General features: G+C 52.8%; 12 protein-coding genes and 1 tRNA gene. 12 read left to right on the plus strand and 1 reads right to left on the minus strand.

Annotation, left to right across the window (positions count from 1 at the left end; translation table 11 throughout):
- The first annotated feature begins 160 nt into the window (after positions 1–160).
- The 11 genes from ABE504_RS30915 (at position 161) to ABE504_RS30965 (ending at position 13,131) form a co-directional block, all read left to right on the plus strand.
- Positions 161–1,378 (plus strand): putative glycoside hydrolase, encoded by a 1,218-nt coding sequence (locus ABE504_RS30915; RefSeq protein WP_430096389.1) that lies wholly within the window; start codon positions 161–163, stop codon positions 1,376–1,378.
- Between the two features lie 150 nt (positions 1,379–1,528).
- Positions 1,529–2,986, plus strand: coding sequence for an IMP dehydrogenase (guaB, locus tag ABE504_RS30920; RefSeq protein ID WP_430096391.1), 1,458 nt, complete (start codon positions 1,529–1,531; stop codon positions 2,984–2,986).
- A gap of 165 nt (positions 2,987–3,151) precedes the next feature.
- Complete coding sequence (locus ABE504_RS30925) at positions 3,152–4,480, plus strand: D-alanyl-D-alanine carboxypeptidase family protein (RefSeq protein WP_430096393.1); 1,329 nt, start codon at positions 3,152–3,154, stop codon at positions 4,478–4,480.
- 120 nt (positions 4,481–4,600) lie between these two features.
- Positions 4,601–5,482 carry a pyridoxal 5'-phosphate synthase lyase subunit PdxS gene (gene pdxS, locus ABE504_RS30930; RefSeq protein WP_126141987.1) on the plus strand — a complete coding sequence of 294 codons (882 nt, stop codon included), beginning with the start codon at positions 4,601–4,603 and terminating at the stop codon, positions 5,480–5,482.
- A complete protein-coding gene (pdxT, locus tag ABE504_RS30935) occupies positions 5,482–6,060 on the plus strand; it encodes a pyridoxal 5'-phosphate synthase glutaminase subunit PdxT (RefSeq protein ID WP_430096395.1) in 579 nt (192 codons plus the stop codon). The genes pdxS and pdxT overlap by 1 nt, the downstream gene beginning before the upstream one ends.
- Positions 6,061–6,152: 92 nt before the next feature.
- Entirely contained in the window at positions 6,153–7,433 is a 1,281-nt protein-coding gene (serS, locus tag ABE504_RS30940; protein WP_430096397.1) for a serine--tRNA ligase, read from the plus strand.
- A gap of 82 nt (positions 7,434–7,515) precedes the next feature.
- Positions 7,516–7,600, plus strand: a tRNA-Ser gene (locus tag ABE504_RS30945).
- Positions 7,601–7,892: 292 nt separating this feature from the next.
- Positions 7,893–12,323, plus strand: a complete 4,431-nt coding sequence (locus ABE504_RS30950) for a DUF2252 family protein (protein WP_430096398.1) — start codon at positions 7,893–7,895, stop codon at positions 12,321–12,323.
- A gap of 110 nt (positions 12,324–12,433) precedes the next feature.
- Positions 12,434–12,781: a hypothetical protein gene (locus ABE504_RS30955; protein ID WP_430096399.1), complete on the plus strand. Its 348-nt coding sequence runs from the start codon at positions 12,434–12,436 to the stop codon at positions 12,779–12,781.
- 18 nt (positions 12,782–12,799) lie between these two features.
- Entirely contained in the window at positions 12,800–12,946 is a 147-nt protein-coding gene (locus ABE504_RS30960) for a hypothetical protein (protein ID WP_430096400.1), read from the plus strand.
- A 17-nt stretch (positions 12,947–12,963) separates the two neighbouring features.
- Entirely contained in the window at positions 12,964–13,131 is a 168-nt protein-coding gene (locus ABE504_RS30965; protein WP_430096402.1) for a small acid-soluble spore protein P, read from the plus strand.
- A 335-nt stretch (positions 13,132–13,466) separates the two neighbouring features.
- Here the strand turns inward: ABE504_RS30965 and ABE504_RS30970 are convergent, their stop codons facing one another.
- A complete protein-coding gene (locus ABE504_RS30970) occupies positions 13,467–14,672 on the minus strand; it encodes an MFS transporter (RefSeq protein ID WP_430096403.1) in 1,206 nt (401 codons plus the stop codon).
- A 219-nt stretch (positions 14,673–14,891) separates the two neighbouring features.
- On the opposite strand from ABE504_RS30970, the gene ABE504_RS30975 reads away from it, so the two are divergent.
- Positions 14,892–16,583: a methyl-accepting chemotaxis protein gene (locus tag ABE504_RS30975; protein WP_430096405.1), complete on the plus strand. Its 1,692-nt coding sequence runs from the start codon at positions 14,892–14,894 to the stop codon at positions 16,581–16,583.
- The last annotated feature ends 57 nt before the right edge of the window (positions 16,584–16,640 follow it).

Genomic DNA, 16,640 nt, shown 5'->3' on the forward strand with positions numbered 1-16,640 from the left:
CCAGCGTCGATGGTACTTGAACCGCAGGGTTCTGGGAGAGTAGAACGTTGCCAAGCGAGCGAAAAGAGTTTTTTTGGAAGAAATTCCAGAAAGACTCTTTTTTTGTTGTTTGTACAATGTTGTGATATTAACCATACTATCCCTTGAAGGAGGGATTTGCATGGTGAAAAGCAGCAGTTACGTACGTAACGGCAAATGGATTTGTCTCTTGAGTGCGCTTCTAACGGGTGGCTGCGCAACAAGAACGGATACCATGAAGGAAGACCTTAATCCGCGGTTGGCGATGCCTCCAACTGAGCAAACAGAGACGAAACCTAGTTCACTTGAGCGAGCATCTACACTAAGCAGCAAGGCTTCCCCGAATGACGTCAAGCTATCCGCTCAACAAACGATACATGAGCCGGTTAAAGGGATCTACGTGTCGGCCTGGTCCGCGGTGGGCAGCAAATTTGAACAGCTGATTGATCTGGTGGATCGAACCGATTTGAATGCTATGGTGATCGACGTGAAGAACGATTCCGGGCAGGTCACCTATCCCTCCAAGGTTCCGATGGTGAACGAAATTGGCGCGAACAGCCATGTGATTATACACGATTTGCAAGCTAAGCTGCAGCGCTTGAAGCAGAAGCAGATTTATGCGATTGCGCGTCTCGTTGTTTTTAAAGATCCGTATCTTAGTAAAAAGAAGAGCCAGTATGCCATGAAAACCAATGCCGGAGCGGTATGGAAGGATAAGAAGGGCGTGGCTTGGGTAGACCCTTTTCAAAAGGAAGTATGGGCATACAATTTGCAGATTGCGAATGAAGTCGCGCAAATGGGCTTTGACGAGGTTCAGTTTGATTATGTGCGTTTCCCGGAAAATGTGAAGAGTGTCGATAGTGAGGTCAAGTTCAGCAATCCTGCCGGGCTGTCGAAGGCACAGAATATAGAGGCTTTTCTTCAGCAAGCGCGGACTCAGTTGAGCAGTAAGGCGAAGCTGTCGGCGGATGTGTTTGGTTTAACGACGTCGGCGGAGCGTGATGTGGGGATTGGACAGGACTGGAATCTGATTGCGAAGCAGGTGCATGTCATTTCGCCGATGCTGTATCCCTCCCATTATACGAACGGCATGTATGGCGTGAAATATCCGGATTTGCAGCCGTATGCGATCGTTCATCAGGCGATTCACGATGCCAACGGGAAGAACCAACTTTTGAAGCAGGCGAATGTGCCTGTGGCGGAGATCCGGCCGTGGTACCAGGACTTTACGGCGACGTGGGTGAAGCCTCACAAAACCTACGGTGTGATCGACGTGAAGGAGCAGATTAAAGCCGCGAGGGAGCAGGGCGTGGAGCAGTTTTTACTGTGGAATCCGAGCAGCAATTACTCCTATCGTTAACGGAATCGTCATATTCAGCAGGATGCTCAGGCGTGACTCTCTCCTTCCCTTGACACGAAAAATGGGCTTTTGTTAAGATTGCAATCATAACCAAGTGCTGTGATCAAAGCTTTTCAGCGGATGGAGAGCTTTTAAGGAGGAAGAAGTGTTGTGAGGGAAGACAAGTTTGGCAAGGAAGGCTTAACGTTTGACGATGTGCTGCTAGTGCCTAGAAAATCCGAGGTTTTCGGAAAAGAGATCGATGTTTCCACGGTTTTAGCAGCTAATGTGAAATTAAATATTCCTTTTATTAGTTCGGCCATGGATACTGTTACGGAATCATCGCTCGCCATTGCAATGGCAAGAGAAGGTGGAGTCGGCATTATTCATAAAAATATGTCCATTGAGCTTCAGGCGGAGCATGTGGATCGTGTAAAAAGATCGGAAAGCGGCGTCATCACGAACCCGTTCTCGCTTACACCAGAGCATCATGTGTATGATGCGGAAGCACTCATGGCGAAATATCGCATCTCCGGGGTGCCGATCGTCAACGATGAGAATCGTTTGGTGGGCATTCTTACGAACCGGGATTTGCGTTTTGTTCATGACTACTCGATTAAGATCAAAGAAGTGATGACCAAAGAAAACCTGGTGACGGCCCCGGTAGGCACTACACTCCAGCAAGCAGAAGGCATTCTGCAGCAGCACAAGATTGAGAAGCTGCCGCTCGTGGACGAGAATTTCGGCCTTAAAGGCTTGATTACAATTAAAGATATTGAGAAAGCGATCCAGTTCCCGAATTCCGCGAAGGATGCGCAAGGTCGTCTGCTCGTCGGTGCGGCAGTAGGCGTTTCCAAAGATGTGATGGAAAGAGCTGCGGCGCTGGTGAAAGCCGGTATCGACGTCATCGTCGTAGACTCAGCGCACGGACACCACATTAACATCTCGGAAACGGTGAAAAAGATTCGCGCAGCGTACCCAGAGCTGCCGATTATCGCAGGGAACGTTGCGACAGGCGACGGCACGCGCGATCTGATCAAAGCAGGCGCCTCGATGGTGAAGGTCGGGATCGGACCAGGTTCGATCTGTACAACACGCGTTATTGCCGGTATCGGCGTGCCGCAAATTACGGCGATCTTTGACTGTGCCGGGGCCGCGGCAGAGTTCGGCGTACCGATTGTTGCCGACGGCGGCATCAAGTACTCCGGCGACGTGGTCAAAGCGATTGCTGCGGGTGCTAGCGCGGTGATGATTGGCAGTCTTTTTGCGGGAACGGATGAGAGTCCGGGTGAGTCGGAAATTTTCCAAGGCCGGAAGTTCAAGGTGTACCGCGGCATGGGTTCCCTTGGCGCCATGAAAGAAGGCAGCAAGGACCGCTACTTCCAAGAGAACGAGAGCAAGCTTGTTCCAGAAGGCATTGAGGGGCGCGTTGCGTACAAAGGTCCTTTGGCCGATACGGTTTATCAGCTTGTGGGCGGACTGCGCTCGGGCATGGGCTACTGCGGTGCTCGCAACATCCAAGAGCTGATTCACGATACCCAATTTATCCGGATTACGGGCGCAGGTTTGAAAGAAAGCCATCCGCACGATATTCAGATTACGAAGGAAGCGCCAAACTACTCGTTGTAGTTGTCAAGAAAACGACAAAAATTGGAGATGTGGGGATTGAACCCACGTCTTCTTTTTTTTGTCTAATGGGGTGTGTTACAATATAACGTGTCTTATAGGAATTCATACATTGATTAGGAGAGTGAAGTTGTGAGAGGGTTTCGGTTTACAAGGAAAAAGGTTGCATTGGCTTTAGGCATTAGTTTGATCGCTCAATCCTTACTTTTACATATACAACCTACGTATGCAGCAGGAACACCATCCCCTACGCCGCAAGCGGGGGCAACGGCTACGACGCCTCCAGCGACAGGTGCGACGAGTGCTCCTGCGGCGAATGAGCCGCAGCTCAATGCAAAGTCGGGCATCGTGATGGAAGCGAGCACAGGGGCTGTGCTGTATCAGTTTAACGCGGACGAAGCGTACCCTCCGGCGAGTATGGCGAAGATGATGACGGAGTATCTGGCGCTGGAAAGCATTAAGGAAGGCAAATTCACGTGGGATTCTAAAATTACGGCGAGCAAGAATGCAGCCGATGTCATTGGTTCCGGGCAATTGATTGCAGAAAACGAGACGTTGACGTTCAAGCAGATGTTCAGCGCGATGTCGATTTATTCGGCGAATGACGCATCGGTTGCTTTTGCCGAAACGCTCGGCGGGACGGAAGAGAATTTCGCGAAAATGATGAACGATAAGGCGAAGCAGCTTGGCATGTCGGACAAGGCGCATTTTATTAGCGCGACGGGCTTGTCCAGAGCTGATTTGAAGAACCCGCCGGCTTCTATTGACGGTGAAACCGTCATGACGGCGCGCGATGCGGCGATCTTGGCTTATAACATTTTGAAGGATCATAAGGAAATTCTCGATTTCACGAAAATCCCTTCGCAAACGCTGAGACCGACGGATAAAACGCCGATGATCAACTGGAACTGGATGCTGGAGGGCAATGCATCGAACGTGAACTTTAAGAAGTACTCGTATCCGGGATTGGACGGTTTGAAAACAGGTTCTACGGACGATGCGGGCTACTGCTTTACGGGTACGGCCGAACGGAACGGCATGCGTCTGATTACCGTTGTGATGGGGACGAAGACGGAGCCGGAGCGTTTTAATGAGTCTCGGAAGCTGTTGGATTATGGATTTAACAATTTCGAGATCAAGCCATTCCTGTCGGCGAACCAAGAAATAGATTCCTTGAAAAAGGTAAACATTAAGAAAGGCGTACAAACGGAAGTCGGACTTGTGGTCAAAGAAGGGCTGACGTTCATCGCGAAAAAAGGTGCGAAGGACAGCGACTTCCAAATCACGGCGGCACCGCTGGATGAAACAAAACTGGTAGCTCCGATCAAGCAGGGCGACGTACTCGGCAAGGCGAAAGTGACGTACAACGGCCAGGAGAAAACGGTCGATCTGATCGCGAGCAGCGAGGTGGAGAAAGGCAGCTGGATTCGACTCTTGTTCCGCTCCCTGAAAAACTTCATCGGCGACCTGTTTAGCGGTATCAAGGGCGGCTCCTAGGGCTAGAAAATGGGTTGTATATTACCCCTCCTTCATGTAAAATTACTGTTTAGAAGTTTATATCGAATCGTGTAGGCAACTGTGCGAATTTTGGGATACAGGTATAGGAGGAAATCAAGAATGGAAACAGGAACATCCCGTGTTAAAACTGGTATGGCCGAAATGCAAAAAGGCGGCGTCATCATGGACGTCATGAATGCCGAACAAGCACAAATCGCAGAAGCTGCAGGGGCATCTGCCGTTATGGCGCTGGAGCGCGTACCTGCTGACATTCGTGCGGCTGGCGGCGTATCCCGTATGGCTGACCCAACAATCGTGGAAGCTGTTATGAAAGTCGTATCCATTCCGGTTATGGCGAAAGCAAGAATTGGTCATTTCGTTGAAGCTAAAGTGCTGGAGTCACTTGGCGTTGACTATATTGATGAGAGCGAAGTTTTGACGCCTGCGGACGAAGTGTTCCACATCAACAAGCGTGAGTTCACTGTTCCTTTCGTGTGCGGTGCGCGCGACCTGGGCGAAGCTCTTCGCCGTATTGGTGAAGGAGCATCCATGCTGCGTACGAAAGGCGAGCCAGGAACAGGCAACATCGTAGAAGCTGTTCGCCACATGCGTATGATTCAAGGCCAAATACGCAAAGTACAAGGCTTGTCCTTGGACGAGCTGATGTTTGAGGCCAAAACGCTTGGCGCTCCATACGAGCTGCTCTTGCACGTGCACAAAACAGGCAAGCTGCCTGTCGTTAACTTTGCAGCCGGCGGCGTAGCCACACCTGCTGACGCAGCGTTGATGATGCACCTGGGCGCGGACGGCGTATTCGTCGGTTCCGGTATTTTCAAATCGGATAACCCTGAGAAGTTCGCGAAAGCAATCGTAGAAGCGACAACGCACTACACGGATTACAAATTGATCGCGGAAATTTCTAAAGACCTCGGCACGCCGATGAAAGGGATCGAAATTTCCCAATTGCAAGCGTCCGAGCGTATGCAGGAGCGCGGCTGGTAATGACAAAGATTGGGGTTCTCGCACTGCAAGGCGCTGTCGCTGAGCATATTCGCGGGATTGAACAAGCCGGCGCGGAAGGCGTCGTGGTTAAACGCACGGAGCAACTAGATGAGCTGGACGGTATCATCCTGCCCGGCGGCGAGAGCACGACGATCGGCAAGCTGATGCGTACGTACGGCTTTATCGACGCACTGCGCGCGTTCTCCGCGGCGGGCAAGCCGATCTTCGGCACGTGCGCCGGGCTGATTGTGATCGCAAAGGAGATCACCGGACAACCGGAAGCTCACCTGGAGCTGATGGACATGACGGTGGCTCGCAACGCATTCGGCCGCCAGCGCGAAAGCTTTGAGACGGATCTGCCGATCAAAGGCATCGATGAGAACGTTCGCGCGGTGTTTATCCGGGCGCCGCTGATCGAGAAGGTGGGGCCGGGGGTTGATGTATTGGCGACGTTTAACGGCCAAATCGTAGCGGCTCAGCAAGGGCATCTCCTTGCGGCGTCGTTCCATCCGGAGTTAACGGACGATTTCCGGATGCACAGCTACTTTTTAGATATGGTGAACAAAAGTAAAGCATAACGCAGGGACAAGCACCTTGAGCTGCCGATTGAGTTCGGTGGCGGGTGCTTGCTTCCATATCCAAACCATTTTGCGCTAACGGAGGAATCTCCTTGTTTGATGTAAAGTTACTTCGAAGTGATTTAGCAGCTGTGCAAGCTGCCATGCAAAACCGCGGCAAACAGATCGAGGAGCTGAACGGCTTCACGGCACTGGATGTGAAACGCAGAGAGCTGCTGCAAGAAACCGAGCAATTGAAGAACCGCCGCAACACCGTCTCCCAAGAGGTTGCGGTGCGCAAGCGTTCCGGTGAGAACGCGGACGAGCTGATTCAAGAGATGAAGATCGTCGGCGATCGCATTAAAGAGCTGGACGACGAAATTCGTGTGCTGGACGAGTCCCTGCAGCAAGTGCTGTTAGCGATTCCAAATATGCCGCATGCGAGTGTACCGGTAGGTCTTTCGGAAGAAGAGAACGTGGAAATTCGCCGCGTTGGCGAGGTGCCGACGTTTGATTTTGACGTGAAGCCGCATTGGGAAGTGGCGCAGGAGCTGGGCATTCTGGATTTTGAAGCGGCTGGGAAGGTTACCGGCTCGCGCTTCGTGTTCTACAAAGGGCTGGGCGCAAGACTGGAGCGGGCGCTGATCAATTTCATGATGGATCTGCACAGCGATGAGCACGGCTATGAGGAGATGCTGCCGCCGTACATCGTGAACCGCGACAGCTTGACGGGCACAGGCCAGCTTCCGAAGTTCGAGGAAGATGTGTTCAAGATTGAGAACTCGGAATATTTCCTGATTCCGACGGCGGAAGTGCCGGTGACGAACTATCACCGGGACGATATTTTGACAAGCGAGCAGCTGCCTGTGAACTTCGTGGCGTTCAGCGCATGCTTCCGCTCGGAAGCGGGTTCGGCGGGCCGCGATACGCGCGGTCTCATTCGTCAGCATCAATTCAACAAAATTGAACTGGTAAAAATCGTGAAGCCGGAAGAGTCGTACGATGAATTGGAAAAGCTTACAGCGAATGCGGAGCGCGTGCTGCAACTGCTGCAGCTGCCGTATCGTGTGCTGTCGCTGTGCACGGGCGATATTGGCTTCTCGTCGGCCAAAACGTACGATTTGGAAGTCTGGCTGCCAAATAGCGGCGCATACCGCGAAATCTCGAGCTGCTCGAACTTCGAGGATTTCCAAGCGCGTCGCGCAAACATTCGCTTCCGCCGTGATGCGAAAGCGAAGCCGGAGTTCGTTCATACGCTCAACGGTTCGGGTCTTGCGTTAGGCCGTACCGTGGCTGCGATCCTGGAGAATTATCAGCAAGCTGATGGCTCGATCCGCGTACCGGACGTGCTGGTTCCGTACATGAACAACGTGAAAGTGATCACGAAAAAATAGCACTTGCTTCTGGAAGTGCATCTATGCTACAATGCATTTTGTCACTGCACTAGGCTGTCTCCTAACCGGAGGCGGCTATCGTGGAGAGGTGGTCGAGTGGTTTAAGGCAGCGGTCTTGAAAACCGCCGAGGTGCAAGCCTCCGTGGGTTCGAATCCCACCCTCTCCGTATATTCGCAGTAACAAAAACAAACGCACTGAACTGTTGGATAAACGGTTTGGTGCGTTTTTATATGTTCGTGACCAATATTGAAGTGTTAAAGCGGTTTGTCGACAGCCTCACCTCGTCGGGTCAACGTTTTCAAGTGATAAGATTTCCTCAATAAAAGGTAAAGAGGAGATTTTTTTATCAGAACTACCTTTACAAATAATAAATAAAACGTTAACACAAAGTGGGTATTTTGTCGGATGTGCTTTTTCTATAATGGACGAGATTATCCATGATAGGGAGAGTGAATAACGTGCAGATCAAGCTTAAACGATTGATCGTGAAGGCGCTTATTGCGGCTTTGGTGCTGCCAACGGCCTATTTACCCGGAACGGCCACTGAAGCAGAGGCGGCTGAGGCGAATCATGTCGTCATTAGCGAAGTGTTTAGCGGTGGGGGCCATAATGAGGATTCCCCTTACAAGAATGATTTCATCGAGCTGTACAATCCAACGGGCACGGTGCAAAGCTTAGATACATGGAGTGTGCAGTTTATTAAAGCTGAGAACGCATCAGATGATAGCAGTTTGACGGTTTTCGACAGCGTCTATAGGGCGAAAGTGTCGCTTACCGGCAGCATTCAACCGCATGGTTACTATTTGATTAAGCTTGGGGGTGGACCGACAACGTCGGGCTACACGACAGGCTCAGGAAAAGAAATTGATAATCCGGACGCCGAAGATACGTCGCTGAATATGAATAAGGACGGCGGGATTGTCGCGCTGCTCAACAGTTCGGACGATTTTAATTTTGATGCAACGACTGGCGGTCATGTTGTCGATTTCATGGCCTACGGCGGCACAAGCGGAAAATCCAAGCCATTTCTAGCGAAAGGGACGGCAGCGGGCAAACCAAGCGCACAAAAAAGTATCATTCGGAAAGCCGCCAATCCATCGGACGGTTCTGCGATCAGCGGGCTTAGCGGCAGCGGTGTTTTCGCCGGGAACGGGTATGACAGCGGCAATAATGCCACGGATTTTGAGGTAGCGACGGATAAATCGCAGGTCAATCCGCAAGACAGCAGTTCTTCGCTGAGACCGATGGCGTATGCGACGGTAACGGATGGCTCTGTGGCGATGGGCTCATTGAAAGGTGTGAATGCCTCCAATGATGCGTTCCAGCTCACAGCGGCGTATGGGACGCCTAAAGTCTCTCTGGTGCAGGGCACGGATTATACGATTGACGGTCTTCCAGCCGGACTCGTCGTGACTGCGACGGCAGCGGGTAGTAGCATAACGTTTACGATTTCTGGACAAGCCAGTGCCAGTGTGACGGAGGATCAAACTTTGTCTGTCATTTTGCTCCCTTCGGCTTTCCAAAGCGGCATTTATACGGCATCGTCGGCTATAACGGGGATTACACTTGCCAAGTTTGAAGGAGTCACCCGCGTAACGGGCACGGTGACCGACGGGACGGTTAGCATGGAGAGCGCCACGGCCATTTCTTCCGCAGACGATACTTTTACAGTCACATTAGGCAACGGCTTGGTTAAAAATGGCACGCTCAGTGCCTCTGATTTTACCGTCACACCGGCTGACTTGAACGGGCTTAGCTTGACGGCTGCCGGTGATGGGAACAAGACGGTTTCCTTCCGTGTATCTGGCACGGCCTCTACGCCGATCGTCAACGATCTGAGCCTTGCTATTGTGCTGAAGAAAGAGGCTGTGACGGCGGAGGCGGATGAAGACTCTAATGTGATCACCGGCTTCACGATCAAGCGCCCGACGGCACCGCTGCTGAACGACGCGGCTCGCAAGACGAGCATCGTCGATACGCTGAAGCAGGCGAATAGCTTCCATTCCGATCTGTACGATAAGAATTATAAGTACAGTGAGATGAAGGCGAAGGCGTTTAAGTTCTTCCGCGGGAACAGCCCGGTGTTCTATAAGGATCTAGGCACGGCAGTGCTGCCAATTCCCGAAGCGTGGAAAGCGTGGAACCACGTGAATACGTGGATCGAAGGCGACGCGCACACGCGCAATATCGGTTTCTATGACCACAACGACGGTCAGCCGTATTTTGATATTAACGACCCGGACGAGTCGTATGTGGCACCGTTTTATTTTGACCTGATCCGCTTTATTGCGAGCATTTATATTACGAAGGATGACGTCAAAGACACGAAGAATGCGTCGCTTGCGGATACGAGACAGGCGGCGAAGGATTTCCTGGATCAGTACAAAGCTGCGCTGGAAAGTGTGAATGGCAACGACGATGAGCATACGGCGAAAATGGATGAGCGTTTTTTGGTCGCTAAGGGCTTCTCCTACAGCGATTATATGCTGAAAACGTTCTATGGCAGCGCACCGGTGGGATCCGCGGGGTCGGGATTGCTCGACGGTATTACGAATGCTGCGCATTTGAATGGCTATACGCAGGTGGTTGGCGATAACCGACAATTTGTGAAGATAGCGAATGCGACGGATTCAACGTCAGCGAATGAAAAATTGCTCGCAGTTTCTACGGAGGAAGAAAATGAACTGAGAGCCGGCTGGGCAGGCTACGTTGCGCAAACCAGACAGGCGGCCAGCGATAAAAACGCCTATTTCACTATGAAAGACATGTCCCGTGTCATCGAAAAAGGGCTTGGCAGCATCGGCGTACGCCGCTACTTTATTTTGGTTGAAGGACCGACCGATAGCCAGGACGACGATATCATTCTGGATGTGAAGCAGCAAAAGGCACCTGCACTCACGTTGAATACGTTCCTGCCGATTGCGTACTCCGCGCCTAATGGCGATGCGGCACGCACGAAGACGGCGTATGATGCCCTCTCTGTCGTGGAGGATGCCTATGTCGGCCCGCTTACCGGCACAGCAGGCCGGACATTCATGATTCGCGAAGTCTCGGCGTATGACCGCGATTACGATGACAAAAAGTTCGGCAGCTTTGGAGACTTTAAGGACTTCTTGAAAGCTTCCGCCATGGCGTATGCCTATGGACACGCGCGGGCAGACCGCAACCTGGGCTACAGCTTCGAGGAAGGCGCGCTTGCCGCTATGAATGCGGATTGGACAACGATCCGCGATACGATGGTGAATTTGGGCGAGGACTATGCGAAGCAAGTTCAAGCCGATTACTCGCAATTCGCGGCAGTAGCCGATGCGGACCTCATTGATATTTCGGAATTGAAGGGGTTGGCAGTCTCCGCAGGCAGCCTTTCTCCGGCATTTAGTTCGAAGCAGTTGAGCTATGCAGTAAATGTGGCGAACAGCGTATATACAGCCAGTGTTTCAGCCAGCAGCATTGATCCAGCGGCAACGATCAGCATCAATGGATCTAATCCTGCCGCAGGTAAGGCAACCGCTCAAATCGCGCTGCAAGAAGGCAGCAATGGGATCGCCATTGTCGTCAAAGCTGAGGATCAGTCGACAAAGACGTATAACGTCACGATTTATCGCGACAGCGGCAGTTCGGGCGGCTCCGGCGGGCCTGTATCGACACCGTCCACGCCGACGAGCACGGTGACCGAAGGCAATAATCAGGTGATTACGACAACGGAAGTAAAAAGCACGCTGGACAGCAGCGGCAAAGCGACGGCTACCGTGACCAGCGGGCAGGTGATGGAAGCTTTAACCAAGCTGTCCGCAGTTCCGGGCAGCGACAAAGCGACCGTCCTGGAAATTAAGACAACGGTTGACGCCGCGGCGAAGCAAGCAGTAGTTAGTGTGCCAGCAGAAGCTTGGGCGAAAATCTCCGAAAGCGGTGCAGACGCCTTGACACTGTCCGCGGGGCTTGGCCAAATTTCGTTGGATAAGCAGGCACTGAAGGCTGTTCAGAGCAGCTCGACAAGCGGTGCAGTGGATGTTTCCATCCGGAAAACAGACGCAGCCGCTGTGACAGAAAACTGGACACCGGAAGGGAAGCAAGCGTTAGCGTCAGCGATAGGCAACCGTCCTGTCTTCGACTTAACCATTACAGCGGGCGGCACAAAGGTAAGCTCCTTTAACGGCGGTTCGGTCCAGGTGACAATCCCTTACCAACCTGCTGCCAACGAAGATGCCAATGCGATCGTTGCCTACTACGTTGCGGGTGAACTTGTCAAAGTCACCAATAGCCTCTATGATGCTGCAAGTGGCTCGCTTATCTTTAACGTCTCCCACTTCTCACAATATGCCGTAGGTTACGCCAGAGTGGACTTCCGCGATACAGCGGGCAGCTTCGCCAAAGATTACATTACGTATCTGTCGGCACGCAATATCATTAACGGGACGGCGGAAGGCCAGTTCACGCCTTACGCGCCAATCACCCGGGCCGACTTCACGCTCATGCTGGCCCGCATGGCCGGCGCGCAGCTAGACGGCGCCAAAGCGTCCAGCTTCCGCGATGTCGCGGCAGACAGCTACTACGCCCAGTCCGTGCAGTGGGCGGCGGAGAAAGGCATTACCAGCGGCGTAAGCGCTGATGAGTTCGCCCCTGCCGCGAACATCACGCGCGAGCAGATGGTAACGATGCTCGTTCGCTACGCGGCACTCGTGAAGCTGAGTTTGCCGCAAGCGGAGCCGGCCGCATCGTTCGCGGACAGCGCGGAGATTCCGGCGTTCGCCGCGCAGGCGGCGAAGACGATGCAGCAAGCTGGCATCATCAGCGGTAAATCCGGCGGCCGCTTTGCGCCGAAAGATTTGGCTTCGCGAGAAGAAGCCGCGAAAATACTCGGTATGCTGATGCAGCTATCAGCGAGATAAAAAGGTTTCAACCCGTTCCATGGCATTGCGGTGGAGCGGGTTTTTGTTGTTTTTTGACATGGATAAAAGACGGGTGGCTTCCGCATTTTAAACTTGTGGAGGTGTTACTCATGAGCAATTGGGATAAACCAGGCGTTGATCAACCGGAATTAGTGCAAAGCTGGAGCAGTGTGATGCCTACCGTTCTGAATCCTGCGGATGAAGCCCGCGTATGGGCGGATGAAGGCGATGCGGACGCGCTCCGGGTCCACATTCAAGCGGCTGGGCATACCGGGTATTCGTTTGATTTTAAGGTGACGTATCAGGATGCCAGAGAGGTGAATGTGGAACTGGTCGACGTGCAGCAAGGTGTTACGCATATCGATGAGCGCACGGAAATCGTGCAGAATCTCGTGGACGATTATGTTCGTCACATTCATGAATGCGCGCAAACGCTCAAGTCGGTCACCAACGTCTAAATAGAGGAGGAATCACGGATGACGAAGCAAAAGGGCGCTGATAAAAACCTGCAAAACGTTGCTAAGGATTTGGAAGCGGGTGCGGTGAATGCCCACAATGCGCAGCAAATTCAGCAGCAGACGAATGATCAAAGACACCAAGATGCGCTGAATCATCAAGGCTGAGGGGGAGGAATCTAATCATGTCGAAACCAGATACGTATGCCGTTGACGGCCAATCGAACAATCGCAATTCGGGTAAAAGCAGAAGCAACCGTGGCAATCAAGAACCGCTATCCGGCTCCAAAACGGTGAAGAACCGCAACCACAGCGGCCATACACCCGCAGAAGGCCACGGTCACGGCGGCTAAGCACTAGAAAAATTTCTTCATAATTCTTTTGAAAAGCATGTTTAAAACCCGCGGAGGCGGACATACTAATTCTTGTCGGTGAGCAGAGAGGTGTGGTTCCGTTGGAGCATCAAGCGAAAATCGAACAACCGTTGCTTAGAGGACTTTTCTACCTGTTATAATCAGGCTGGAGGGCGATGTGCTAAAGACACTTACCGTGTTTTATACGCAGATTTACCAAAGGTTTACGTGTAACATGGTTTAAAGAAATTCATCAACGCCGACGAAAAAAGAACCCGAAAGGGTTCTTTTTTTTGTTTCTATGGGCTAAAGCTGAGAGAGCCGTCTGGTTAAAATCATTTCGTGATCGTCGTACCGCCGCCCACTGCCTGGGGTCTGGTCCGAGTGCTTCGCACAAACCACTGGGCAAGACCGCCGCTGACGACGCCGAGGACGCCAAGGACGAGGAAGCCTTCGTTCAGCGAGAACCAATCCCCGATGATGCCCATGAGTACGGGCCCCACGAACATGCCCAGGCCGTAGATGGCCTGGAAAAAGCCCATGGCGGTCGCGCGCTTATCCGCCGGCATATGCTTGATGCTCATGCCCATGAGCAGCGTGAAGGACAGGCCGCGGCCGAAGCCGGCAATCGCCTGCGTGACCATCAGCAGCCACAGGTGGTGCGTGAACGGCACCGTGAAGGTGAAGATGCCCATCAGCAGGAAGCCGATCACGACTAGGCGCTTCTCGCCGTATTTGGTCGACCAGCGGCGGCCGCTGAATAAGGAAGCGACAGCGACCGGCACGTTCGCGAACAGGGAGAGCAGGGAGAGCGTGAACTTATCCGCGCCGAGCTCAGTCGCGTATACCGGCGTAAAGCCAAACACGGTGGCGAAGAGCAGCACCTGTGACAGGATTGCCAGCAGCGAGACGAACAGCAGCGTACGGTCCGTCGCGACCTCGCCGATGCCGCGGAGCGTGATACGCGGGGCGTCGGCTTCCACTTTTTCGATGAGGAAAAAGGAACCTGCCATCCCGAGCAGCCCCAAGATGGCGCCAAGAATGAACACAGCTTCCCAACCGAGCCCGTCTGCCGCCCAGCCCGCCGCGAGAATGCCCGCGACCTGACCGAGGGAGTTGAAGAAGGAGATTGTGCCAATCGCTTTGGTGGACTCCTCGTGCTTATAGTAGCTGGTGAACAGCACCGTAAAATCGACCCACGTCGCTGCCGCCGCGCCAGCCAGGGCACGGAGAATCAGGATCCACGTAAAATCCTTCGTGACCCAAAGGCCAAGCCCTGTGATCGCGGTAAAAAGGAGGCCGAAGGTGATGAAGAGCTTTCTTTTATGAAAGCGATCCGACATAATGCCGACCGGAATGCGCAGCAGCATTTGCGAAATGCCGTACATGCCAACAACCCAGCCGGCCATTTGATGGCTGCCGCCGAGATATTCGGTGTATGGCGCCATGATCGGCACACTGGTATACATCGACATCCAGAAAAGCATCGTGACCGCGCAGAACAAAGGGATGCGATAAGGAGATGATTGGAAGAAAGACATGCTGGTAGAGCTCCTTTCTGGTGCTGTCTCTTTCTTCAATTCTACCGTGAATCCGGTTTCCTCGCTAGAGAGAGAACAAATTCCCCTCAACGTCTTCTTGTCTGTTAAGGATAGCTTTTTAACGAATAAACCTATTGTCAGGGAGGAATTTTGACTGAAATTGTCGAATTTTATCGTAATAAGTTATTTTATTGTACGATACAAGAAAGGGTGTACAGCATGAAAATCCGTTCCAAGCTTTTCGTAAGTTTCGCCTCATTGATCATTCTTCTACTCGGACTCTCGTTGTTCACCTATGACCATATCAAGAAAACCGGGGATGCTTACCAAGAGATGATGGGGGATCTGGACCTCAGCGCCGACTTTACTCAAATTCAATATCGGCTTACCGGCATATCCAACGACGAGAGGGCTTATTTAATCACGAAAGATGGACAATATCCGACTGAAATCGAGCAAAAGCGGGCAATCGTCGCCGATCTATTTGCGGCTATTGAAGCGCATCCTTCTTTGAATGACGCTGACAAGAGTCGCTTAGCTGAGCTCAAACAGCTTTATGATGCTTACGCGAAAGCGAGTGACAAAGCGCTGGCTGTTATGAAAAGTGGGAACACCGCAGACGCGCAGGCTATTCATTTTGGTGACGAGCGAACCGTGCGCAAGCAAGTGGAGACGCTCGTCTCCGACATGATCGCAAGCTTTGCCTCCGAAGTGGACGGAGATAAAGCTGACCGGAAAGCAGAGCAGGACAACGAACTGCTGATGATGATCCTCATTTGTACGGTGAGCATCATCGTTGCCATCGTGATTGGGTTGTTGCTCTCCCGTTCTATCACGCGGCCGCTCGCTGCGGCAGACCGTCAAATGAAAGAAATCGCCGACGGGCATGGCGATCTTAGCCGTGAACTAAAGGCGGACGCCAAAGATGAAATTGCCGACCTTGCGCGCACCTTCAACCGGATGATTGCTAATTTGCGCGGCATTTTATCTCAAGCACAAGATACGGTGTTTCAAGTCGCTTCGTCCGCGGAGCAGCTGACGGCGAGTGCGGAACAGACGACCCGCGTCACGGAGCAGATCGTCGAGTCGACGCAGACCATTCTGCTAAGCGTAGAGGATCAACAGCGGCACGTCTCTGGTACGGTACAGTCCATGCATGATATGGCAGGGGGGATCCGGGAGATGTCGGGTGCAAGCGAGGAAATCTCCACACTCGCCCATTCCGCCTCGGAGTCGACGCGCCAGGGTGCGGCAGCGGTGCGTGACATTGTCGAGGACATGCAGCACATCCAAACGTCCGTGGAATCGGCGGCGGCCGTCATTCAAACGTTGGGCGACCGTTCGCAGCAAATTGGCGGCATTACCGGCATGATCGCGGATTTGGCCAATCGCACGAATTTGCTTTCCCTGAACGCGGCTATCGAAGCTGCGCGTGCGGGCGAGCATGGCAAAGGATTCGCTGTCGTCGCTCAAGAGATCCGCAAGCTGGCCGAACAGTCCGAGCGCTCCTCTCAGCAAATTGCCGAACTCATCGCCGAGATCGTCGAAGGGATGGCGCATGCGGTTCATGCGATGGATGAGGGTAAGCAGAAGACCGCGATCGGACTGCACAAAGCCGAGACGGCGGACAAGGCATTCTCCGAGCTGGCTGCCCACGTCGACTCGGTGTCCGATCAGATCGAACGGACATCGGCTACCACGATCGAGCTGGCCGCTTCGAGCCAGCACATTGTCGAACTGACGGAAGCGGCCGACGCCTCGACGAATCAAGTGGCTGCGGCCTGCCAGAACAACTCGGCCGCCACGGAAGAACAGCTGGCCGCAATGGAGGAAATTTCCTCATCCGCGCATTCGTTGTCCGCTCTTGCGGAAGATTTGCACGGGGTGCTTTCGAAGTTTAAGCTGCGCTGATTGCTGTAGAATCGCCTTCCTCTCGTGAGGAGGGCGTTTTTTAGTGCGCCTCACAGT

The organism is Paenibacillus oryzisoli, from assembly GCF_050467285.1.
GTDB lineage: Bacteria > Bacillota > Bacilli > Paenibacillales > NBRC-103111 > Paenibacillus_E > Paenibacillus_E oryzisoli_A.

Excerpts from the sequence above, each read along its gene's own strand:
- ABE504_RS30915 (WP_430096389.1), top strand. The coding sequence starts at position 161 with ATGGTGAAAAGCAGCAGTTACGTACGTAACGGCAAATGGATTTGTCTC.
- pdxS (WP_126141987.1), top strand. The coding sequence starts at position 4,601 with ATGGAAACAGGAACATCCCGTGTTAAAACTGGTATGGCCGAAATGCAA.
- pdxT (WP_430096395.1), top strand. The coding sequence starts at position 5,482 with ATGACAAAGATTGGGGTTCTCGCACTGCAAGGCGCTGTCGCTGAGCAT.
- ABE504_RS30955 (WP_430096399.1), top strand. The coding sequence starts at position 12,434 with ATGAGCAATTGGGATAAACCAGGCGTTGATCAACCGGAATTAGTGCAA.
- ABE504_RS30960 (WP_430096400.1), top strand. The coding sequence starts at position 12,800 with ATGACGAAGCAAAAGGGCGCTGATAAAAACCTGCAAAACGTTGCTAAG.
- ABE504_RS30965 (WP_430096402.1), top strand. The coding sequence starts at position 12,964 with ATGTCGAAACCAGATACGTATGCCGTTGACGGCCAATCGAACAATCGC.
- ABE504_RS30970 (WP_430096403.1), bottom strand. The coding sequence starts at position 14,672 with ATGTCTTTCTTCCAATCATCTCCTTATCGCATCCCTTTGTTCTGCGCG.
- ABE504_RS30975 (WP_430096405.1), top strand. The coding sequence starts at position 14,892 with ATGAAAATCCGTTCCAAGCTTTTCGTAAGTTTCGCCTCATTGATCATT.